This window comes from Segatella copri (assembly GCF_002224675.1).
Taxonomy (GTDB): domain Bacteria; phylum Bacteroidota; class Bacteroidia; order Bacteroidales; family Bacteroidaceae; genus Prevotella; species Prevotella copri_U.
Genome location: NZ_NMPZ01000001.1, coordinates 48,567 through 71,076, shown reverse-complemented (window position 1 = coordinate 71,076; position 22,510 = coordinate 48,567). Strand labels below are relative to the sequence as shown.

17 protein-coding genes and 2 tRNA genes are annotated in these 22,510 nt (G+C 48.4%); 8 read left to right on the top strand and 11 right to left on the bottom strand.

Annotated features, from left to right (window positions below):
• The first annotated feature begins 9 nt into the window (after positions 1–9).
• The 5 genes from CFT61_RS00285 to CFT61_RS00260 all read left to right on the top strand — a co-directional run bounded on the left by CFT61_RS00285 (position 10) and on the right by CFT61_RS00260 (position 2,779).
• Positions 10–231, top strand: coding sequence for a hypothetical protein (locus CFT61_RS00285; protein WP_089542506.1), 222 nt, complete (start codon positions 10–12; stop codon positions 229–231).
• A 324-nt stretch (positions 232–555) separates the two neighbouring features.
• A tRNA-Cys gene (locus CFT61_RS00275) sits at positions 556–626 on the top strand.
• Between the two features lie 52 nt (positions 627–678).
• A tRNA-Cys gene (locus CFT61_RS00270) sits at positions 679–749 on the top strand.
• Between the two features lie 390 nt (positions 750–1,139).
• On the top strand, positions 1,140–1,481 hold the full coding sequence (locus tag CFT61_RS00265; RefSeq protein WP_089542504.1) for a sugar 3,4-ketoisomerase: 342 nt from the start codon (positions 1,140–1,142) through the stop codon (positions 1,479–1,481).
• Between the two features lie 5 nt (positions 1,482–1,486).
• The gene (locus CFT61_RS00260) at positions 1,487–2,779 is read left to right on the top strand and encodes a DegT/DnrJ/EryC1/StrS family aminotransferase (RefSeq protein WP_089542503.1); all 1,293 of its coding nucleotides are present in this window, start codon (positions 1,487–1,489) and stop codon (positions 2,777–2,779) included.
• Here CFT61_RS00260 and CFT61_RS00255 read toward each other — a convergent pair.
• The 11 genes from CFT61_RS00255 to CFT61_RS00205 all read right to left on the bottom strand — a co-directional run bounded on the left by CFT61_RS00255 (position 2,752) and on the right by CFT61_RS00205 (position 17,507).
• Complete coding sequence (locus tag CFT61_RS00255) at positions 2,752–3,495, bottom strand: hypothetical protein (protein ID WP_089542502.1); 744 nt, start codon at positions 3,493–3,495, stop codon at positions 2,752–2,754. The two genes, CFT61_RS00260 and CFT61_RS00255, sit on opposite strands and share 28 nt — an antisense overlap.
• A gap of 256 nt (positions 3,496–3,751) precedes the next feature.
• Entirely contained in the window at positions 3,752–4,813 is a 1,062-nt protein-coding gene (gene leuB, locus CFT61_RS00250; RefSeq protein ID WP_089542501.1) for a 3-isopropylmalate dehydrogenase, read from the bottom strand.
• A gap of 23 nt (positions 4,814–4,836) precedes the next feature.
• A complete protein-coding gene (locus CFT61_RS00245; protein ID WP_089542500.1) occupies positions 4,837–6,435 on the bottom strand; it encodes an alpha-isopropylmalate synthase regulatory domain-containing protein in 1,599 nt (532 codons plus the stop codon).
• Between the two features lie 10 nt (positions 6,436–6,445).
• A complete protein-coding gene (leuD, locus tag CFT61_RS00240; protein WP_006846819.1) occupies positions 6,446–7,036 on the bottom strand; it encodes a 3-isopropylmalate dehydratase small subunit in 591 nt (196 codons plus the stop codon).
• 50 nt (positions 7,037–7,086) lie between these two features.
• Positions 7,087–8,481, bottom strand: a complete 1,395-nt coding sequence (leuC, locus tag CFT61_RS00235) for a 3-isopropylmalate dehydratase large subunit (RefSeq protein ID WP_089542499.1) — start codon at positions 8,479–8,481, stop codon at positions 7,087–7,089.
• Positions 8,482–8,517: 36 nt separating this feature from the next.
• Complete coding sequence (locus CFT61_RS00230) at positions 8,518–10,020, bottom strand: 2-isopropylmalate synthase (protein WP_089542498.1); 1,503 nt, start codon at positions 10,018–10,020, stop codon at positions 8,518–8,520.
• A 468-nt stretch (positions 10,021–10,488) separates the two neighbouring features.
• Entirely contained in the window at positions 10,489–12,015 is a 1,527-nt protein-coding gene (dnaB, locus tag CFT61_RS00225) for a replicative DNA helicase (protein WP_089542497.1), read from the bottom strand.
• A complete protein-coding gene (locus CFT61_RS00220; RefSeq protein ID WP_089542496.1) occupies positions 11,996–14,644 on the bottom strand; it encodes a tetratricopeptide repeat protein in 2,649 nt (882 codons plus the stop codon). The genes dnaB and CFT61_RS00220 overlap by 20 nt, the downstream gene beginning before the upstream one ends.
• 12 nt (positions 14,645–14,656) lie before the next feature.
• Complete coding sequence (locus CFT61_RS00215) at positions 14,657–15,574, bottom strand: ABC transporter substrate-binding protein (protein WP_089542495.1); 918 nt, start codon at positions 15,572–15,574, stop codon at positions 14,657–14,659.
• A 73-nt stretch (positions 15,575–15,647) separates the two neighbouring features.
• Entirely contained in the window at positions 15,648–16,829 is a 1,182-nt protein-coding gene (locus tag CFT61_RS00210) for a class I SAM-dependent rRNA methyltransferase (RefSeq protein ID WP_089542494.1), read from the bottom strand.
• A gap of 66 nt (positions 16,830–16,895) precedes the next feature.
• Positions 16,896–17,507, bottom strand: coding sequence for a 3'-5' exonuclease (locus CFT61_RS00205; RefSeq protein WP_089542493.1), 612 nt, complete (start codon positions 17,505–17,507; stop codon positions 16,896–16,898).
• Between the two features lie 114 nt (positions 17,508–17,621).
• Between CFT61_RS00205 and CFT61_RS00200 the strand changes: the two genes are divergently transcribed.
• The 3 genes from CFT61_RS00200 (at position 17,622) to CFT61_RS00185 (ending at position 22,372) form a co-directional block, all read left to right on the top strand.
• Positions 17,622–20,252, top strand: a complete 2,631-nt coding sequence (locus CFT61_RS00200; RefSeq protein ID WP_089542492.1) for an FtsK/SpoIIIE family DNA translocase — start codon at positions 17,622–17,624, stop codon at positions 20,250–20,252.
• A 128-nt stretch (positions 20,253–20,380) separates the two neighbouring features.
• Entirely contained in the window at positions 20,381–20,980 is a 600-nt protein-coding gene (locus CFT61_RS00195; protein ID WP_089542491.1) for a LolA-like putative outer membrane lipoprotein chaperone, read from the top strand.
• A gap of 309 nt (positions 20,981–21,289) precedes the next feature.
• A complete protein-coding gene (locus CFT61_RS00185) occupies positions 21,290–22,372 on the top strand; it encodes a phosphotransferase enzyme family protein (protein WP_089542490.1) in 1,083 nt (360 codons plus the stop codon).
• The last annotated feature ends 138 nt before the right edge of the window (positions 22,373–22,510 follow it).

Sequence of the window (22,510 nt, the reverse complement as noted above, 5' to 3'; positions counted from 1 at the left end):
GAGAAAGAAATGAACGCAGTAGTAGGATTATTCGCATTAATCGTGGTAGCACTCGTAGGTTGGGCTATCGCAGAATTTAAGTACAAGACCTTCACCTTTACCCGTTCCGAGAAGGATATCGAGGAAGAGAAAGAGTTGGAGGAGCAGAAGCGTGCCGAGGGTTTCAAGGAGATGAACATCCGCGACATTATGCGTAAGAACTCTACCAATGGCTACAATGCCGTAGGTTAAAGAGGGATTTTTAAACTCTAAAAGAAAATGATGATACAATACACCATCATTGCAACGATACTGGCGGTATGCATTCTGTATGCCGCCTTTCGTATTTATAAATCGTTGCAACAGGCAAACAAATGCAAGGATGGCAACTACCAGTGCAGTGGTTGCGCTTTTTATGAACAGTGCAAGAAGAAGGGAAAAAATAGACTCTGAAATGAATATTTTTGAAAAAATCGAATGTTTTTCGAAAAAAAGATGCGGAAAGATTTGGTGGATTCAAAAAAAAGTAGTACCTTTGCACTCGCTTATCAGAAATGGTAACAGAAAACTCTACAAGGTGTCTTAACCGAGCGGTTAGGTAACGGTCTGCAAAACCGTGTAGAGCGGTTCGACTCCGCTAGACACCTCGAAAGTTTTATCAAACACCTATCAGGTGTTTGCAAACAAAAAACTCTACAAGGTGTCTTAACCGAGCGGTTAGGTAACGGTCTGCAAAACCGTGTAGAGCGGTTCGACTCCGCTAGACACCTCGCAAAAAGGAAATCCTTTAAAAAAGGGTTTCCTTTTTTGTTTTCCATATCTTCCCTATTGAATCCCATTCACACTAGTTATTAATTAAATAAATGTAGAATTGATGGGGAAAAACAAAAGAAAAACAGCGCAAATTGAAGAAAAAAGCATTTTTTTTAAAAATAGTTTAGAATTTATTTTTTTAAACCAAATATTTTTGCTACCTTTGCACACGTTATCCTGAATACAATCTTTTTACCTTAAAGAAGACTAATACCTATTGAATGTAGAGCAGTTGTCTGAGAAGATAGCTGCTCTTTACTTTTTTATATCCCCCCTATTTTTCCAATAACTTACTTTTTTCCTTTCAATCCATACAATATCGCCCGCTATCCTGCGTTCTAATATATATGAAGAAAATAGAAATCATAGAACTTCCCAAGATATATGATCCTCGCGGCAGCCTTACCGTCGCCGAGGAAAATACCCATATCCCATTTGATATCAAGAGAATGAAATGGATTCATCTTGGCGCCATACAGCCCGAGACCCCCATGGAACTGGGAGAAAGTCCTGTGATGCTGATTGCACTGGCTGGAGAAATCACCATCCAGGTTATAGATAGCCAGCCATCTGCAAGGACCATCACGCTCAATCATCCCAATCAGGCTCTTATCCTGAAAGAAGGCTGTAGAAGTAGAATAACCCATAGCACCAAGCATTCCCTGCTTCTTACTATTCATCAAAAATAAAGGAAATGGAAACAGAAAACGAAAAGAAAGCCATCAAGTATCTTGACCTGAAGGCTATCAATGCCCCATACGAAGAAGAGATCAAGAAGGAAATCAATCAGGTAGTAAGTAGCGGATGGTACTTACAGGGAAGATGCGTGAAGCAGTTTGAGAAGAATTATGCCACTTTCATCGGCACCGAGTACTGCATATCATGCGGTAACGGACTGGATGCTCTCAAACTGATTCTGATGGGAGAAATGGCTATTGGCAAGCTCCACCAGGGTGATGAGATTCTGGTGCCAGCCAACACCTATATCGCCACCATTCTTTCCATCACGAGTGTGGGGCTGGTTCCTATCCTCGTAGAACCCAACCCAGAGACACTGCAAATCGACGAGAACCTCATAGAGAGCAACATCTCCTATAAAACCAGGGGCATCATGCTGGTACATCTCTACGGCAAGTTAGCCTGGACGGAAAGAATCCAGGAGATCTGCAAGGAGAACGATCTGCTGATATTCGAAGACAACGCACAGGCTTTCGGATGCGGATACGTCAACAGCTCTGCACGAGAGGCTATCAGAAGAAAGCTGAATCAAGAAGACGAAAATATCACCTATCAAAATCAGATAGACGAGAATATCACCTATCAGGACCAGATAGATATCATCAGCAATTACGCCATCCAGAAAAGCATCTGCCACACGGGTGCTCTAGGAGATGCCGGCGCCCACAGTTTCTACCCAAGCAAGAACCTGGGAGCATTGGGCGATGCGGGTGCCGTGACAACCGATGACGAAGAGCTGGCAGAGGCTATCCGAGCCCTCCACGATTATGGAAGAACCAGCAGATTTGATTTTGAATATCAGGGTATCAATTCCAGAATGGATGAGATTCAGGCAGCTGTACTCAATGTAAAGCTGAGACATCCCCACGATGAGCATATCGCCAGATGCAGGAAGGCGATGCTCTATATGGATTATCTGCACCCTGCCATCGTGGAACGCTGCATCCCGAAGAGATTACTGGAAGATCCATTCAGCAATGTACTCCATATCTTCCCTTTCATGACCGAAGAAAGAATGAGACTGAGGGAGTTTCTAAGGGATGAATCTGTAGAAACTGCGATACACTACCCTATACCACCCAATGAACAATTGGGATATCCTGAGCTTCGACATTATCAACTGCCGATTACCCAGAACATCGCCTGCCAGGAGCTGAGCCTTCCCTGCAACTCTACGATGAGAGACGAGGAAGTCATCCGGGTAGCACAGCTCATCAATGATTATTTCTTGCGACGCAATCTGCGGTAGAAGTCTTGCAGACGACCAGGAGCAACGCCCTTCTTCTGCAAGGCTTCCAGTTCGCGATAGGCATCCAACTTTCTGTTGAGCATGATGAGGAGATCGATGCGGTTGATGCGGTAATCTGCATTATCCTCATCGAGGGAGATTGCCTTGGCGTAATCATACTCGGCAAGTTCCAGCTGACCACGCTCCTTCTCCATACCGCCACGTGCTGCATAAGCCGTTGCACTATCCGGATATTGCTCTATCAGATTGTTGATGCCATCATACGCCTCGGTATAGTGCTTGTCCTTCTCATTCAACAACGCCAGACCGAGTTGTGCCTGGAAGTTACCAGGCACCAGAACCAGAAGGTTCTGATAATCGAGACGGGCAAAGTTATAGCGCAGAAGCTTTTCGTTAACGAATGCACGGTAGAAAAGACCTGCGATATTGGTATTATTGAGGAACAACACCTTATCCAGGTCATCCTTGGCATAACTCCACTGTTCCAGCTGGATATTCCACGCAGCCTTCTTCAGGCGCAGGTCGATGCTGTCAGGATGATAGGCAAGCACACTCGTAGCTGCCGCCAGGGAATCGCGCAGCGCCTTGTTCTGAGCCTTGGAATCGCGCAATGCTATATCATCAACCTTGGAATCAGCCGTCAAATTGTTTTGCTGGGCAAACAGAGGTGTAGCCAGCAAACAACCTATATATAATATGATACTTTTCTTTTTCATGCTGCAAAAATACAAATAGTTATGCAATCAACCAAAAAAGGAAAGATAAAAGATGTTTAGAATTTTCAAAATAAAATAAACAGAAGCAAAACTCCTTGTTTTTCCGGGTTTCAGCGATACGATATTTATCCTTAAGGAAAAAAATAATTTCCCTTAAGGATAAATATATATAGCCTTAAGGAAAAATAATCTTTCCCTTAAGGCTAATCAAATCAAAATTCTATCTTGTAAGAATACTTCTAAAAATCAATCCAGATTAAGCATTCTTGATCCAGTTAACGATCCACTCGCCAACCTCTGTTGTACCATAGTGAGCACCGCCCTCAACCTGAATCTCAGGAGTGCGGACATTGGCATCGAGAGAAGCATCTACTGCCTTGCGGATCAAGGCGCCCTCCTCGTTCAAACCGAAGTGCTCGAGCAACATGGCTGCAGAAAGAATCTGAGCTACAGGGTTAGCCAGGTTCTTGCCAGCTGCCTGTGGCCATGAACCATGAACAGGCTCGAACAATGGTGTGTGCTCACCGAGAGAGCTAGATGGCTGCAAGCCCATAGAACCGGTGATGCAAGAAGTCTCATCAGTCAAGATATCACCGAAGGTGTTCTCTGTAACGATGACATCGAAGAATGTTGGCTCTGTCAACACACGCATAGAAGCATTGTCGATAAACATATAGTCGGTGTTAACCTCAGGATACTGTGGCTCCATCTCCTTGGCAATCTGACGCCAAAGACGGGAAGATGCCAATACGTTTGCCTTATCTACTACTGTCAGGTGCTTGTTGCGCTTCATGGCAAACTCGAAAGCTACCTTCAGGATGCGCTCAATCTCAGGACGGGTATAGATATCTGTATCGTATGCCTTATCGTTATCCTGATACTTCTCACCGAAGTACATACCACCAGTCAACTCGCGGATGACTACGAAGTCAGCACCCTTCAGGAGCTCATCCTTCAATGGTGACTTATGGAGCAGGCAATCGAATGTAGCCACTGGGCGGACATTGGCGAAGAGGCCCAACTTCTTACGCATAGCGAGCAAACCCTGCTCAGGACGAACCTTGGCTGTAGGGTTGTTGTCGAAACGTGGGTCACCAACGGCTGCGAAGAGCACTGCGTCAGCATCCATACAAGTCTTGAAGGTCTCCTCTGGGAATGGATCACCTACCTCGTCGATAGCGTGAGCACCGCAGATAGCCTCATTGTAAGTAAACTCGTGGTTGAACTTCTCTGCAATGGCCTGCATTACTGCTACGCCCTGCTTCATAATCTCTGGTCCGATACCATCACCGGCGAGAACTGCAATGTTTAATTTCATCTTATCTGATTTTTTAATTGTTTTTATTCCATATCTAAATTTCGAGGCGATGCTGGCTGTTCATCGCTCTTATCTGCCTCATACATATTGAGCATCTTGAGCGTTGCCTTGATGGCAGCCTCTGTCTGGTCGGCATCCAAGCCTCGGGTACGCCAGATGCGGTCGCCTTCACGCCAGGTAATGACGGTCTGAACAAGGGCATCGGTACGGCCACCAGGTGGAATGGTTACCTGATAGTTGTCGAGCGTAGGGAAGGTCTTGCCGAGCTTCACCTTGTAGATGTTGCGAAGCGCCTTGACGAAGGCATCATACTGACCATCACCAGAGCTACGGTCTTCATACTCCTTACCCTCTATTTCTACCTTCACGCTGGCGATAGGCTTCAAACCATAAGAAGTGGACACCATGTAACTGACCAGTTTTACCTTATCCTCAGGTGTGCTATGCTTCAGCACATCGCTCACGATGTATGGCAGGTCGTCCTGGGTTACCAGCTCCTTGCGGTCGCCGAGTTCGGTGATACGCTTGGTCACAGCCTTGGTCTGCTCCGGCGTCAACTCCAAGCCCAGTTCGTTAAGGTTCTGGATAATGTTCGCCTTACCGGAATTCTTACCCAATGCATATTCACGATGTCTGCCGAAACGCTCAGGCACCAGGTCGTTACAATAAAGCTTGTCCTTGTTGTCGCCATCGGCATGCACACCAGCTACCTGAGTGAAGACGTTATCACCCACCACAGGGGTATTCGGAGCCACGGCGATGCCGCTGTATCCTTCAACCAATCGGGAAATATCGTTCAGGCGGTCTTCCTTGATATTGGTCTTTGCCCCGAACATATCCTTCAGAATCACCTGTACGCTCGCCAATGGCGCATTGCCGCAGCGCTCGCCCAAACCATTCACGGTAACGTGAAGACCCTTGGCACCGCTCAATACGGCTGCCAGCGAGTTGCTCACCGCCAAATCGTAGTCATTGTGGGCATGGAAATCGAAGTGAGAGTTCGGATAACGGCGAACCATCTGGCGCATATACTCCACACACTGCAATGGGTTCAGGATACCCAAAGTATCAGGAAGCAGGAAGCGCTTGATTGGCAGTTTCACCAGCTCGTCCATCATCATGAAGAGATAGTCACGGCTGTCGCGCATACCGCTCGACCAGTCCTCCAGATAGAGATTTACGGTGAAATTCTTGCTCAAAGCATAGTCGATGGTCTGCTTGATATGAGCGAGATGCTCCTCAGGCGACATCTTAAGCTGCTGGGTGCAGTGCTTGTAGCTACCCTTCGCCAAGAGGTTGATGACATGACCGCCGCATTCGGCAATCCAATCCACGCTCTTGTTGTTATCCACGAATCCCAATACCTCAACGGAATCCAGTTTACCTATGGTCTTGGCATAACGGCAAATACGAGCGACAGCATCCTTTTCGCCTTCCGACACACGTGCTGAAGCCACCTCAATGCGATCTACATTGATATCGTGCAACAGCATTCTTGCTATCATCAATTTCTCGTGAGGGAGAAAACTGACACCATTGGTCTGCTCGCCGTCACGCAGCGTGCTGTCCATGATCTCAATCTCCCTGATACGAGAACTATCTCTCTTTGCGTTAACGTTCATAATTACTTGATTACTTGTTCTTAGCTTCCCAAGCCTCTACCTTGTCACGGTTCTGAACGAGGAAATCCACATCGTCCAGACCGTTCTCGAGGCAGTGCTTCTTGTAGCCGTTGATTTCGAAGTGCTCGCTCTTGCCGGTAGCAAGATTGGTAACAGTCTGGTTAGGAAGATCTACCTTCACCTCTGTCTTGTGATCCTTGTCGATGCTCTCGAAGAGTTCCTTCAGGAATTCCTCGCTAACCACAACAGGCAATACGAGGTTGTTCAACTCGTTGTTCTTGTGGATATCAGCGAAGAAAGAGCTGATGACAACACGGAAGCCTGCACCTGCGATAGCCCAGGCAGCGTGCTCACGGGAAGAACCAGAACCGAAGTTCTTGCCTGCTACGAGGATGACACCACTGTAGGAAGGGTCGTTCATCACGAAGTCTGGCTTTGGTGTTCCGTCGGCATTGTAGCGCCAGTCGCGGAAGAGGTTGTCGCCCATACCCTCTTTATCGATAGCCTTGAGGAAACGGGCTGGTATGATCTGGTCTGTATCTACATTCTCCAATGGAAGAGGAATGCAGCTTGATGTAATTACATTGAATTTCTGTTTCATAACTGTACTTGTCAATTGTACATTATTAATTGTACATTATTAATTAAAAATTACATAAACTCTCTTGGGTCGGTAATCTTACCAGTGATAGCGGCTGCAGCTGCTACGTATGGACTGGCAAGGATGGTGCGGGAACCTGGTCCCTGACGACCCTCGAAGTTACGGTTGGATGTACTTACAGAGTACTTGCCTGCAGGAATCTTATCATCGTTCATTGCCAGGCAGGCAGAGCATCCTGGCTGACGGATTTCGAAGCCGGCAGCCTCTACAATCTTATCAATTCCCTCTTCACGTATTTGTTTATCAACCAACCAAGAACCTGGTACAAGCCAAGCAGTTACACCTTCAGCCTTCTTCTTTCCTTTAACCAGGGAAGCGAAAGCACGGAAGTCTTCAATACGACCATTGGTACATGCGCCCAGGAATACATAATCGATAGGATGACCCTCGAGTTTCTCGCCTGGCTGGAAGCCCATATAGTTCAGGCTCTTCTTGAAACCAGCCTGCTCTTCCTCAGGAATCTCATCGAGCGTTGGGATGCTTTCAGTGATGCCGATACCCATACCTGGGTTGGTACCGTAGGTGATGCGTGGTTCGATATCCTTTGCCTCGAAAGTCAACTCCTTGTCGAATACAGCATCATCGCCACTCTTCAAGGTCTTCCAGTAAGCCACAGCCTTGTCCCACTCTTCACCCTTAGGTGCATATTCACGACCCTTGATGTACTCGAATGTTGTCTCATCAGGAGCTACGAAACCACCACGGGCACCCATCTCGATGGAGAGGTTGCAGAGAGTCAAACGACCTTCCATTGACATATCCTTCACTACATCGCCACTGTACTCAACGAAGTAACCGGTGGCACCCGAAGTAGTGAGCTGGCTCATCAGATAAAGAGCTACATCCTTGGCAGTAACGCCCTTGCCGAGCTTACCGTTGATGCTGATGCGCATAGACTTTGGCTTGCTCTGGAGAATACATTGTGAAGCCATCACCATCTCGACCTCAGAAGTACCGATACCGAAGGCTACGGCACCCATAGCGCCATGAGTAGAAGTATGAGAGTCGCCGCAGACGATGGTCATACCTGGAAGAGAAAGACCCTTCTCAGGACCAACCACGTGGATGATACCATTATCCTTGGTATTCATGGCAAAGTGGGTTACGCCGAAATCAGCAGTGTTCTTTGCCAAGGTATCTACCTGCTTCTTTGAGATAGGATCCTCGATTGGCTTATCCTGATCGTGGGTTGGAGTATTGTGGTCAGGCATACAGAAAATCTGGTCTGGACGGAACATCTTGAGTCCGCGTGCTCGCATACCAGCGAATGCCTGAGGTGATGTTACTTCGTGACAGTAGAGACGGTCGATGTAAAGCTGTGTAGGGCCGTCTTCTACAATCTGGACAACGTGCTTGTCCCAAATCTTGTCGAATAATGTATTCATAATATCCTGTTTGTTATATATTTATCTGAATTAATTTTATCTTACCTTGAACTTGTTGATACAGTCGATGTAAGCCTCAACAGAAGCTGTCACGATATCGGTATCTGCGCCGAAGCCATAATATACATGACCATCGTACTCCACCTGCATGTGAACCTTACCCACATCGTCTGAACCCTTGTCAATCGCCTGGATGGTGAACTCCTTGAGGTTCATCTCCTTGGTGATGACCTTCTTGAGGGCACGGATGGCAGCATCCACAGGACCATTACCCGATGAAGCAGCCTCGAACTTCTGACCAGCGATGTTCAAGCCAATGCTTGCCACGCTCTTCACGCCCTTGCCGGTGGTAACCTGCAACCAGTCGAGCTGAACACCATGCTTATCGGCAGAATCAGCACCAGCGAGCATCAATACATCCTCATCGGTAACCTCCTTCTTTTTGTCAGCCAACTGGAGGAACTTCTTGTAAATCTTGTCGAGTTTCTCCTCGTCATCTACATTCACGCCGTTAACGTGGAGGCGATACTTCAAGGCTGCACGACCCGAGCGGGCTGTCAATACGATAGCGTTATCATCCAATCCCACATCCTTAGGGTCGATGATTTCGTAAGTCTGAACGTTCTTCAGCACGCCATCCTGGTGGATACCAGAAGAATGAGCGAAGGCATTGCGGCCCACAATCGCCTTGTTAGGCTGAACAGGCATGTTCATCAGGCTGCTCACCATACGAGACATAGGCACAATCTTGGTGGTATTGATGTTGGTATCAATGTTGAGGTGTTTGTGGCACTTCAGAATCATGGCGATTTCCTCGAGCGAAGTATTACCCGCACGCTCGCCGATACCATTCATGGTCACCTCCACCTGGCGGGCACCATTCAATACACCCTGCAGGGTATTGGCAGTAGCCATACCGAGATCGTTGTGACAGTGGGTAGAGATGCATGCATTCTCGATGCCGTCAACGTGATCCATCAGATACTTGATCTTGGCACCATACTCATCCGGCAAGCAATAGCCGGTGGTATCAGGAATGTTGACTACGGTAGCACCTGCCTTGATGACAGCCTCTACCACGCGAGCCAGATACTCATTGTCGGTACGGCCAGCGTCCTCAGCGTAGAACTCCACATCCTCAACATACTTCTTGGCATACTTGACAGCAGCCACGGCACGCTCGATGATCTCCTCACGGTTGGAATTGAACTTATATTTGATATGGCTATCGCTGGTACCGATACCCGTATGAATTCTCTTATGCTTAGCATACTGCAACGCCTCGGCAGCACAGTCGATATCCTTTTCCACCGCACGGGTCAGCGCACAGATGGTAGGCCATGTTACAGCCTTGGAAATCTCTACTACGGAATTGAAGTCACCCGGGCTTGAAATAGGGAATCCAGCCTCAATGACATCAACGCCCAACTGCTCCAGCGCCTTAGCTACCTGAATCTTCTCTACGGTATTCAACTGGCATCCTGGAACCTGTTCGCCATCACGAAGGGTTGTGTCGAAAATAAATAATCTGTCACTCATATCTCTTAAATATTTTTATTTCTCTTATTAATTAAAGCTTTTGCCCTTATAGGGGCAACATTGCGCCCTTACTTTTGGCAAGGGCGTAAAGAGCTGGGAATTAAAAAAGCCTTTCTCACTCCCATATACGGAAGTGTAGAAAGGCTCAATATATCCAAACCGCTGAACTATACGCACACCTTATCACTTCCGCCTACATGCTGCAGTCGAAGTCGAATAATAATAATGCTTGTAATATTCAACGCTAATGCTCTCATATCTTTCTATTTTTATACGTTATATATTTATCGCTGGCAAAGGTAATCATTTTCTCTGATATACGCAAACAATTTATAACTTTTTTAATAGAAATTCTTTCAAATTGCCATTTTCCACCTATTTTTTACCCAAAATCTAGAGAAATGTGCCGTTTTTATACCAGATTATTCTGAAAATGAACGTTCTGGTACGAAATTACTTTCTTTTCAACTAGAAAGGTAACGGACCGTCAGGTCCTGTCATCGGCGGAGGTGGAATGGCACCGCTGGCAATCATCCCATCAGCAGCTCCGCTATTCATCTTGGAACCCATGATTTCACCACCCTCCTGTACTGGAGTATAGGAATCGGTAGGATCCTGGAAGCGGGTGAACTCGCCACGGAAGTTCAGGAGTACATCTCCGGTGGCACCCTTACGGTGCTTGGCGATGATGATCTGCGCCATACCATGAAGATCGTTTCCCTTTTCATCCTGATAGATGTGATAGTATTCCGGACGATGAACGAAGAGTACCATATCGGCATCCTGCTCGATGGCTCCGGATTCACGGAGGTCGCTCAACTGTGGTCGCTTTCCTTCGAGACCCTCACGGTTTTCTACGTTACGCGAGAGCTGAGAGAGGGCGAGTACCGGGATATTCAACTCCTTGGCAAGTCCCTTGAGGGAACGGGAGATGGTGGAAACCTCTTCCTGACGGCTACCAAACTTCATACCGTTGGCATTCATCAGCTGGAGGTAGTCGATCATCAACAGCTTCACTCCCTTCTCTCTCACCAGTCGGCGCGCCTTGGTTCTCAACTCAAAGACGGAGAGGCCCGGAGTATCATCTATATAAATAGGTGCACCCGTGAGAGAACGGATCTTCTTGTCCAGTCGCTCCCACTCGCTTGGATCCAACTGACCGTTCAGGATCTTCTTACCCGAAATCTCGCAGACATTCGAGATAAGACGGTTGACCAGCTGAACGTTGTTCATTTCAAGCGAGAAGAATCCGATAGGCACCCCGTGATCTACCGCTACATTCTTGGCGATACTCAGCGCAAAGGAAGTCTTACCCATGGCAGGACGTCCGGCGATAATCACCAGGTCGGAAGGCTGCCATCCTGAAGTCATATCATCCATCTGCTGGTAACCGGTAGGAATACCCGTGAGTCCGCCCTTGTTCTGGGCAGCACGCTGCAGGATATCCACGGCTTCCTTGATAACCGGATCAATCTGGGTGTAATCCTGCTTCATATTACCCTGAGAGAGCTGGAAAAGCTCACCCTCGGCATGCTGCATAAGTTCGTCCACATCCACACCCTCATCATACGCCTGGGTTTCGATGTCGCCGGCATAATGGATGAGCTGTCGCTGCAGATATTTCTGCGCCAGGATTCGGGCATGGTACTCGATGTGGGCAGCCGAAGCCACCTGCGAGGAAATCTCCATCAGGTAACCGGCTCCACCAATCTTCTCGATGGCGCCCATCTTGGTAAGTTCATCCGTAACGGTCATGATATCCACGGGGCGCTCCTCCATATTCATGGTCTGAATCGCCTCGTAGATTTTCTGATGTCTCGGATCATAAAAGGTTTCAGGTTTCAGCATCTCGGATACCACCGAAAAAGCATCGGTATCAATCATCAATGCACCCAGAACCACCTTTTCCAACTCCACCGCCTGCGGTTGCAGGTGGGCGTAGTTGGTATCTATCTGTGTCTTGTTATTGTTATTTCTATTCTGATTTATCGGCATACTTCTTTAATTCATCTTCCGTTTGCTGGTGTTCAGCCACTACCTGATTATAGATAATCATCAAATCAGTGTAAGAACATCCATAGTTCTTCAACCATTTATAGTCTTCCTTAAGGGCTTCAAAGAATACATTCTCATCCTTTTCTACATAATAGGCATAAGCCCTGAAGAAAGGTTCCAAAGCCTTTTTCGGCTGATGTTCTATCAATGCCAGGAGACCAAGCGAATAGTTGTTGTACGCTTCGGCAGCCTTATCATTCTTCATCATCTTGAAGAAGAGATCCATCGCCTGCATCATCATATTCTTCGTATCCTTACCCTCTTTTTTCATCTTCTCGAAACTACCGAAAAGCTCGTTCGCTTCGGCGAAATATTCATCCAGGCGCTGATGAGCCTTCTGGAAGTTCTCTTCCGCATGTTCGCCACCTATCTTGATAAGCAGCTGTGTGAGCAAGGCTCCCGCCATCTGATTCTCCGGATGTGTATAATCCAGCTCGTAAGCCAGCGGCATCGCCTCTTCAAATCTGTTGTTCATGACGATGAACTTCAGTTTATCCAGTTTCAACTCGAAGAGTTCCTCTTCTGAGAATGAATCCTTGAACTCCATCAGCTTGTCGAAATTCTCCAGATACTCATCCACCTGGATGAGATTACGATAGCAGATGCCCAACTGCAGATATACCTGCTTCATGTCTGGCTGCATCTTCAGCATCTCCTTGAAGTGACTGACAGCCATGCGAAGACTATGATCGTCTTCCTTCTGCATACATACCCATCCCTTCATGAAGTGCATCTCCAACGTGTCGCATGGTACACCTTCCAGCATCACTTCAACCATGTCTGGGAACTCGCGGCGGAAGGAATAGCGGGCTATAGCCATGCGATACTTATCGAAGAATTCATCCTGGAAAAGAGGACCCGCCAAGACTGCATAGGCTGGTTTGTCATCATCCAGTTCGTCGAGGATAGTGAAGAGTTCATCCTTCCCTTTATAAAACTTGGAAAAGCGCAGGAGGTTGCGGATGTAGTTGATACGGATACGCTTTGCACGATGCTCTCCAGGCTCTTTAAAAAATTCATTAACAATCTCTTCCTCATCTGCAGGCTCGCTGCCATCTCCCTCATCCTCAGGGTCATCGTAACAGTCAACAATATTCTCCGGTATCTCATTAGGATGAGAGATGATCAGGTTTGCCAGGGAATAGGCATCGGCAGGACAAGATCTTGCAGTAGAACAGAAAGCCTTGCAGAACTTTCTCTTCTCATCTACGAATCCGAGAGCCTCGGTTACATGAGGATTCTTCAGATAGAAAGGCATAAACCAATTGTACAGATGAGTAAAGAAATCAGTCTGGTCTCGTAACATCTTAAACTGCGGCAAGAGGATGTCAATACCCTTATCCATCATTTCATCCATAGAGAGCGGGCTATCCACACCCACGTTGAGATTATCGACCCCATCCTCATCGGTATTGATATCGACAGAACGGATAGGACTCTCCTCTTCCGAAGTTTCCTCGTCTTCATCGATTTCGAAGAGATTTCTCATATCTTCATCAGCGTCCAGCAAATCAGCTACCTTATTTTTCAGGTCGCCGAGGAAACGTTTTGACAGCGATGACATGATATCATTGGTATAGTCGATAGACTTCTGCTCGCTGAATACAGTCACGGCAAGCATCTTCTGGGCTTTTATGATATCGGCAAGCAAGTCTTGATCATTCTTGCAATCCTCGGTCAACTGCTCTGCAAAGCTACGAAAATCAGGTTGCTGTTTGTAGTAGCTGGAATTCATGGAAACCAGCAGCCATCCCAGAAGGGCACGCACCTTCACCTCATCGTCATCTGTCTGACGGTAAATATCGTAGAGCAAAGTGAATTTACCCATATCAAAGACAGTGGCGGCAGAGAGCGTAATGGCACTCACCAAAAGCTGAGAGGTCAAGGAATCAACTGTAGGCGAGAGAATGGTGTCTTTGACAGCAGCACATTTCTCATCGGTCCAATGTCCAGAAGAGACAAATCTGCCGAAAATCTTTTCGCGACACTCTTCCCATTCCTGATACAGACGGGCTGAAGCCTGGTCCTGCTCCTCCTTCGAGAGGTCGTGGTTCAGGAAAAGCATCGCCTCTCGGGAAACGAATTTCTCGAGGGTTGACTTCACCTCTTTGATATCAATCTCCTCACCCAGCTTTTTCAAATCCTTGAAAACACCCTGGTCTGAACGGATATCCATCTCGACATCTACCAGAAGCTGGTCGAGCCCAGAAATAGTGCTGGAGATGTACTTCGCTCTAGCCTCAGGGGTCATTTCCGGGATATCAAGTTCCTCAAAAGATTTGTTATGCTCTATGGGAATGCCAAACACTCCATCAGGAATCTTCTTGCGTTGGAAAAGACTCATATTGGCGAAAAGGGAGGTCAGCAAGCTCTGCAGCAGACGGTTAATATACTGCTTATTGCTCGAAAAGGGGGTAAAGACCTCCACGAGCATTGGCTTGCATTCGCTAAAACGCTGCTGATGAATCAAATCACGCATTTCGTCAATCTTCTCCAACAAAAAATCCTGATCCAGAACATCTTCTTCTGGGTTATTAGACTCTTCTGACAAATTCACTTCTTCTGACATAATTGTAGTTGTTTAATTGTTAATATCTGCCACCTTGAGATCTCGCTGGCGAGGCTCCATAGCGTGACTGTACTTTAATTTTGGCAGATTGCTAACGGTTTGGGCATCAATACCATAATACTTGGTCAGTAAAGCGGAATAGTGTTGTACGCCATTCTTATTGATGCTATCTACAGCGATGTCGTAAGCTTTCACGAATCTGTCGATTTGTTTTTTTCTTCGAGGTTCCCTCTTCAGTTTGCTGCGGAAGGCAATCACTCCCAACTGGAGGTTCTTGTCTCTACTATCCGCCAGTGCCACATGCTTAGCCATTCTTGCCTGTGTGGCGTATGGCTCCGGCATCCAGGCGGCATCCATCTCATTGTTGAGGAGCATGCGCAGGCGGATGTTCAGGTCGTTGATCTGCACGCGATATACGTCATACTTGGTCTTCACGCTGTCGATGACAAGCGTAGAGAGATAATCGGTGGCAGAATGACGGGTCATGGCTATCATCTTGTCTGACAACTGCTTCAGCTCCGAGATACGCGCCTTGCGGTTGGTGATAAGCTGCCAGTACAGATTGGTAGAGACAGGATAGAAGAGCTGTGTACCCTGCTTCTGCAGGCGGGCAGCTCTCACCAGGTCGGTCACCGTACCCTCTACCCTCTTTCGGGCGATGGCTGTATCGCAGTCCATCTGCGCATTGTAGCGATAGAGATGTACCGTTACTCCCTGCTTCAGGAAGATGCTGTCCTCGTAAGCCAGATATACCGGAAGGCAATCGAGCGTAGGCATCACACCCACCTTGAGCGAAGCCCGGTCGATGCTGTCGAGTCGGGCCTTCTCCTGTTTGCTCAGTCGCAGTCGCTTCTGCTGTGAATCGCCGCAACTGGCCATTCCCAGCAGAAGAGCTGAAACCAGACATATCATGATTGAAAATTTCTTCATTGTATTTTTACTCTACATTCTTCATCGTATATACTCTGACATAGAGATTTTACTCTTTTTAAGCTGTCAGAGCTTACTCCACATAAAGCACGAGTCCCTTCAGGTATTCGCCTTCAGGATGATAGATGTTGATAGGATGATCGGCTGGCTGATGCAACTGGTGCAGGATGCGAACCTTTCTTCCTGCCTGGGCTGCTGCAGTAAACACAGCGTTGCGGAAATTATCCTTGGTAACCACCTGAGAACAGCTGAAGGTGAAGAGGATTCCACCCTTCTTGATTCTCTGCAAGCCCTTTACATTCAGGCGGGTATATCCCTTCAGCGCATTGCGCAGCGCTGCACGGTGCTTGGCAAAGGCTGGAGGATCGAGGATGATGAGATCATACTGCTGGTCGTGCTCATCCAGATACTTGAACGCATCCTCGCAGAATGCCTCGTGGCGTGGGTCGCCAGGGAAGTTGAGAGCGATGTTCTCATTGGTCAGCTCGATCGCCTTGGCGCTGCTGTCCACGGAGTGAACCGCCTTGGCATTGCCGCGCATGGCATAGACAGAGAAGCCGCCGGTATAGCAGAACATGTTGAGCACGCTCTTGCCCTTGGCGTAATGCTCGAGCAGGGAGCGGTTCTCACGCTGATCTACGAAGAAACCGGTCTTCTGACCGCGCAGCCAGTCGATATGGAACTTCAATCCGTTCTCCACAGCCACATCATCAGCATCGCCACCCAGGATAAAGCCATTCTCCTGGCGCAGGTCTGCCTTGTATGGCAGGGTGGTCTCGCTCTTGTAGTAGATGTTCTGCAGCTCGTCGCCCATCACCTGCTTCAGCGCCTTGGCAATCTCCATACGGCATACGTGCATACCCACACTGTGAGCCTGCATCACGGCAGTAGGACCATAGCAGTCGATAACGAGACCCGGCAGGTTATCTCCCTCGCCATGCACCAGTCGATAGGTGTTGTTGTCTGGATTTCCGGCGATACCTACCGCCAGACGCATCTTGTAAGCCGACTCCAATCGGGCGCACCAGAATTCGTTGTCGATATCCACATCGCTGAAAGAGAGCACTCTCACGGCGATGGAACCGATCTGATAGTGACCGATGGCGATGAAGTCGCCGGCAGAAGTGAAGACCCTTACGGTTTCACCTTCCTCTATATCATTGTCCATGCGCTGGATAGCGCCGGAGAATATCCATGGATGGAATCTCTTGAGAGATTCTTCTTTTCCTTTCTTTAAATATACGTTCTTATACATTATTATATTATATAGTCTTTTAAGTTCTATCAATTCTCTCATTTACGAAAAATCGAATACATCAACCTAGAACTCTACCAGCTCGTAATCGTCATCCTTGCTGAGACGGTTGAACTCCTCGTAGATATGAATGCAGCACCATGCGTCCGTGGCGGCATATCTGCACTGAGCCTCTCTGAGCTCCTGGGATTCCCAGTTGCTGAGTCGCTGAGCCTTGCTGATTTTCTGATGGAAGAGGTTGGCGTAGATTTTCTGCAAGCTCATATCCTTGATGCCGAATTTCTTAGCCACATCCTGCAACTCGATGAAATATCCCGGCTTGAAATCGCATCTGCGATGCAACTGCAAGAGGTCATCATGCCAAGACAATCCCACTTTTGGCACCTTTTTATCCTCCAGGAATCGGATGATGGCTGGTGTCATACCCGTGAGATGCAGGCGGAAGAGATAGCAGGTATCGCGGGTACTCACCTGCAGCAGTGATACCTGGAAGTGCATACCCTTGGAGAAACTTGGTCGTGTCTCCGTATCCACACCCAGAATATCCTGTCCCAGGAGATATTCTACAGCGGCATCTGTATCTTCAGCCTTATCTATCACTATCATTTTGCCAGGAAAGAGAATTCGAGGCAGGCTATTGATAGTTTTCTTTTCGAAACTAGTGAAAATTATCTTCATTACTGCTATTTATTCATTACAAGTTGCAAAATTAGCAAAAAATCCCGAAAAAAAGGAGCGTTTCTCAATCTTTTTTGCTAATTTTGCAGTTAAATATTAAAAAGGAATAGAAAAATGGCAAAGAAAAAAACATCAGGCAAAACTAAATCATTTAGCGAAGCCATTGGTTTACAATATATTTTCAACAATACGATCACCGATTTCTTCCTCGGACTCGCTCTTCTCGTGGTTGCTGTCGTCATGATACTGGCGATGATTTCCTTCCTCAGTACGGGCGCTGCCGACCAGAGCTTGCTGGAGAACATGCAGCCCGGAGAATGGACCAACACCCAGCAGCTGTTCCAGAACTACTGCGGATCCATTGGTGCCATCCTCTCCTATTGGCTGATGGCGGTGAACTTCGGTTTCCCTGCCTTCCTGATTCCCTGCTTCGTGGTGATGGTGGGTTTCCAGCTGATGAATGTCTATCGCGTGAATCTCTGGAAGTGGTTCTTCTGCATGATGGTGGTGATGATCTGGTCATCCGTCACCTTCGCCAAGTTCCTCACTCCTATCTTCGGTAGTCTCATCTTCAATCCGGGCGGAAAGCACGGCATGTTTGTGGTCCAGACCTTGGAGAACGTCATCGGTCCTCCGGGACTCACCGCCATCCTTCTCTTCGTGGCCATCGCATTCCTCACCTATATCACCACCGAGACCATCACCATCGTGAGAAAGGCACTCAACCCTATCGGCTATATATCTAATAAGGTGAAATTCGAGATTACCAACCACAGGGAGGAGCAGGAGGAGAATAATGCCATCGATGAAGCTTACCGCAATGCTGCCCAGGGTGTCGTGGATGATGATGAGGAGATGGACAAGAATTCCAAGACTTCTCAGGCTCAGGAGACATCCCAAAACCAGGGGGCTGACCAGAACCAGGAAAGTTCTCTGCAGCAGGAGATGGACAAGGAGCAGAAGGACGGAAATGAGAAGACCACCACGCCAATCGACCTTGATGCAGCCGCAGCCGATGACAGCCAGCAGGCTGATGCCGACAAGAACGTGGCTGCTCCGAGCCTGATTCAGCAGCAGCGTGAGCTCAGAGCACAGCGCGCAGAAAGAGAGCGCCAGGAGATGGCTGCAGCCGCTGCCGCTTCGGCTCATATCGGAATGGATATCTCTGTGGCTACCGGAGAGGAGAAGGCTACCAGCAACACCGTAAGCAATGCCGAGGTGCTCAATACGCCTATCAATCCGAAGGAGCCGTTCACAAGATACAAGTACCCTACCCTCAACCTGCTGAAGAAATACGACGACCAGGAGGTGTCTATCGACGAAGAGGAGCAGAAGGCCAACAAGAACCGAATCATCGAGGTGCTGGGCAACTTCGGCGTACAGATCAAGACCATCCGTGCCACCGTGGGCCCTACCATCACTCTCTACGAGATTCAGCCTGCCGAGGGTGTGCGCATCTCCAAGATCAAGAACCTGGAGGATGATATCGCCCTGAGCCTCGCTGCCCTGGGTATCCGTATCATCGCTCCTATCCCTGGCAAGGGAACCATCGGTATCGAGGTGCCTAATGCCAAGGCAAACATCGTGAGCATGGAGAGCATCCTGAACTCCAAGAAGTTCCAGGAAACCAAGATGGAGCTGCCTATCGCGCTGGGCAAGACCATCACCAACGAGGTGTTCATGGTGGATCTGGCGAAGATTCCTCACCTGCTCGTTGCCGGTGCTACCGGTCAGGGTAAATCTGTTGGTCTGAACGCCATCATCACATCCCTGCTCTACAAGAAGCATCCTAACGAGCTGAAGCTGGTGCTCATCGACCCTAAGAAGGTGGAGTTCAGCGTATATTCACGCATCACCAACAAGTTTATGGCTGCCGTTCCGGATGAGGAGGAGCCTATCATCACCGATGTAACCAAGGTGGTGAGAACGCTGAACAGCCTCTGTGTGCTGATGGACAGCCGCTACGACCTGCTGAAGAAGGCGGGAGCCAGAAACATCAAGGAGTATAATCAGAAATACGTGAACCACAGACTGAAACTGACTGATGGTCACGAATTTATGCCATACATCGTGGTAATTATCGATGAGTTTGGAGATTTGATCATGACAGCTGGCAAGGAGGTAGAGCTTCCTATCGCCCGCATCGCCCAGCTGGCCCGTGCCGTGGGCATCCACATGATCATCGCTACCCAGCGTCCTACCACCAGCATCATCACCGGTAACATCAAGGCGAACTTCCCGGGCCGTATTGCCTTCAAGGTAACATCGGCCATCGACTCCAAGACCATCCTCGACAGAACGGGAGCCAACCAGCTCATCGGTCGTGGTGATATGCTCTATCTCAACGGCAACGAACCGGTGCGTGTACAGTGCGCCTTTGTAGATACACCAGAGATTGAGCGCATCAACGAATACATCTGCAACCAGCCTGGTCCTATCGAACCGATGGAACTCCCTGAACCAGCCAGCGAAGATGGCGGCGTAGGAGGCAACGGCAGCGTAGATACCCGCAACCTGGATCCATATTTCGAGGAGGCAGCCCATGCCATCGTTCTCTCGCAGCAGGGCAGCACCAGTATGATTCAGCGCCGTTTCAGCATCGGCTACAACCGTGCCGGCAGACTGATGGATCAGCTTGAGGCAGCAGGCATCGTAGGAGCCGCTCAGGGCAGTAAGCCAAGAGAGGTACTCCTGCAGGATGAGAACCAGCTCAATACATTGCTGATGCAATTGAGGAACTCGTAAGAGAAACGCCCTGAAAGGGCAAAAGCTCCTAGCCCAGGGCAACACCCTGGGTCAATGAGCGAAGAACCAATACGCCCTGAAAGGGCAAAAGCTTTAGGTTTAGTTTTAATACAATAAACAGTAAGGATATGAAAAAGATTTTAGCTATCGCTTTCGCAGCGATGATGAGCCTGGGCACTATGGCGCAGACCGCCCAGCAGGTGCTCGACAAGACCGCTGCCGTTATCGGCAACAAGAAGGGTGCTACCGCCAACTTCAAGCTGTCTAGTCCTAAGTATGGTTCGGCAAGCGGTACCATCACCATCAAGGGCAACAAGTTTAATGCGCGCACACCGGAAGCCATCGTATGGTATAACGGCAAGACGCAGTGGACCTATATGAAGAAGACCAACGAGGTGAACGTGAGCAACCCTACCCAGGCCAAGCAGATGTCGATGAATCCTTATACCTTCATCCACATCTACAAGACAGGATATAAGAGCAGCCTCAAGACTGTGGGCAGCAACTATCAGGTGCATCTCGTTGCCAACAACCAGAAGCGTACCGTGGCAGAGATGTATATCACCATCAACAAGAACACCCACGTGCCATCGCAGGTAAAGATGCGCCAGGGTTCTACCTGGAGCACCATCAACATCTCCGGCTTCAAGGCAAAAGGTATTTCCAACAATTCCTTCGTCTTCAACAGCAAGGAATTCCCAGGAGCAGAAGTCATCGACCTGAGATAATGTCAAAGCTTTTGCCCTTACAGGGCGAAAGGCTTGCATCCAAACAACCCAGGGCGTTGCCCTGGGCTAGGAGCTTCTGCCCTTTCAGGGCGTGAGGAGCCAACTAACAAGCTCCCAGCATAAGGAGAATATTGCAAGCAATACGCCCTGAAAAGGGAAAACTCCTAGCACTGGGAGAATGTTGCAAGCAATACGCCCTGTAAGGGCAGAAGCTCCTAGCCCAGGGTATCACCCTGGGTTAAAAATCCAATAAGAAACTACGCCCTGTAAGGGCAAAAGCTTTAAAAATATATTTAAAACCAAACTAAAATGAAAGATCTCAAACCTATCATCTCACAGTTCGATATCACCGGAACTGTAAATGAGGTAAAACCTCTCGGTAATGGACTCATCAATGACACCTACAAGGTGACAACAGTAGAAGATGATGCACCAGACTATGTTCTCCAGCGCATCAACGACTCTATCTTCACCGATGTAGATCTCTTGCAGCATAATATCGAGGAAGTAACTACACACATCCGCCAGCAGCTCGAAAAACAGGGCGCTGACGACATCGACCGCAAGGTGCTCACCTTCGTCAAGGCGAGCAACGGCAAGACCTATGTAAAAGACGAAGACCAGCAGTACTGGCGCATTTCCGTCTTCATTCCTCGTGCTATCACCCAGGAAGCTGTCAACCCAGAAAGTTCTTATTACGCAGGAAAGACCTTCGGAGAGTTCGAGGCTCAGCTCACAGACATCACCGACCGTCTCGGCGAAACCATCCCTGATTTCCACAACATGGAACTGCGCCGCGACCAGCTCCGTCAGGCTGTCAAGGAAGACCGTGCCGGACGAGCAGAAGGCGTAAAGGATTTCATCGCAGAAATAGAGAGTTATATGGATGAGATGTGTCTCTGCCAGCGCCTCTTCCGCGAGGGCAAGTTGCAGAAGCATGTCTGCCACTGCGATACCAAGGTCAACAATATGATGTTTGATGAAGAGGGCCGCGTTTTGTGCGTCATCGACCTCGATACCGTGATGCCATCACTCTTCGTGAGCGATTACGGCGATTTCCTCCGCACGGCAGCGAATACCATCGCCGAGGATTCTCCAGAGTTCGAGAAGATAGATTTCCGCATGGACATCTTCGAATCATTCACCCGCGGCTATGTGGAGTCAGCATCAGCCTTCCTTTCTCCATTGGAGATTTCCCTGCTTCCTCATGCAGCCGAGCTCTTCCCATACATGCAGGCAGTCCGCTTCCTCTGGGATTACCTCAACGGCGATCACTACTGGAAGTGCAAGTATCCTGAGCACAACCTCGTAAGAGCCCAGAACCAGTGGCATCTTTTCCTCAAGGCGAAGGAACACGAGGCAGAGATGAAGGCATTCATCGAAAAACTGTAAGAATAGAAATTAGAGATTCAAGTTTCGCAAGTATGCTCCACACGCCCTGAAGAACTAGCGAATGTGGTTCAAGGACGCCCTGAAAGGGCAGAAGCTCCTAGCCCAGGGCATCGCCCTGGGTATACAAGCAATCAGCAA

What these genes read in the sequence shown, in the direction of transcription:
- CFT61_RS00285 (WP_089542506.1), top strand. Translation starts at nt 10, where the DNA reads ATGAACGCAGTAGTAGGATTATTCGCATTAATCGTGGTAGCACTCGTA.
- CFT61_RS00265 (WP_089542504.1), top strand. Translation starts at nt 1,140, where the DNA reads ATGAAGAAAATAGAAATCATAGAACTTCCCAAGATATATGATCCTCGC.
- CFT61_RS00260 (WP_089542503.1), top strand. Translation starts at nt 1,487, where the DNA reads ATGGAAACAGAAAACGAAAAGAAAGCCATCAAGTATCTTGACCTGAAG.
- CFT61_RS00255 (WP_089542502.1), bottom strand. Translation starts at nt 3,495, where the DNA reads ATGAAAAAGAAAAGTATCATATTATATATAGGTTGTTTGCTGGCTACA.
- leuB (WP_089542501.1), bottom strand. Translation starts at nt 4,813, where the DNA reads ATGAAATTAAACATTGCAGTTCTCGCCGGTGATGGTATCGGACCAGAG.
- CFT61_RS00245 (WP_089542500.1), bottom strand. Translation starts at nt 6,435, where the DNA reads ATGAACGTTAACGCAAAGAGAGATAGTTCTCGTATCAGGGAGATTGAG.
- leuD (WP_006846819.1), bottom strand. Translation starts at nt 7,036, where the DNA reads ATGAAACAGAAATTCAATGTAATTACATCAAGCTGCATTCCTCTTCCA.
- leuC (WP_089542499.1), bottom strand. Translation starts at nt 8,481, where the DNA reads ATGAATACATTATTCGACAAGATTTGGGACAAGCACGTTGTCCAGATT.
- CFT61_RS00230 (WP_089542498.1), bottom strand. Translation starts at nt 10,020, where the DNA reads ATGAGTGACAGATTATTTATTTTCGACACAACCCTTCGTGATGGCGAA.
- dnaB (WP_089542497.1), bottom strand. Translation starts at nt 12,015, where the DNA reads ATGCCGATAAATCAGAATAGAAATAACAATAACAAGACACAGATAGAT.
- CFT61_RS00220 (WP_089542496.1), bottom strand. Translation starts at nt 14,644, where the DNA reads ATGTCAGAAGAAGTGAATTTGTCAGAAGAGTCTAATAACCCAGAAGAA.
- CFT61_RS00215 (WP_089542495.1), bottom strand. Translation starts at nt 15,574, where the DNA reads ATGAAGAAATTTTCAATCATGATATGTCTGGTTTCAGCTCTTCTGCTG.
- CFT61_RS00210 (WP_089542494.1), bottom strand. Translation starts at nt 16,829, where the DNA reads ATGTATAAGAACGTATATTTAAAGAAAGGAAAAGAAGAATCTCTCAAG.
- CFT61_RS00205 (WP_089542493.1), bottom strand. Translation starts at nt 17,507, where the DNA reads ATGAAGATAATTTTCACTAGTTTCGAAAAGAAAACTATCAATAGCCTG.
- CFT61_RS00200 (WP_089542492.1), top strand. Translation starts at nt 17,622, where the DNA reads ATGGCAAAGAAAAAAACATCAGGCAAAACTAAATCATTTAGCGAAGCC.
- CFT61_RS00195 (WP_089542491.1), top strand. Translation starts at nt 20,381, where the DNA reads ATGAAAAAGATTTTAGCTATCGCTTTCGCAGCGATGATGAGCCTGGGC.
- CFT61_RS00185 (WP_089542490.1), top strand. Translation starts at nt 21,290, where the DNA reads ATGAAAGATCTCAAACCTATCATCTCACAGTTCGATATCACCGGAACT.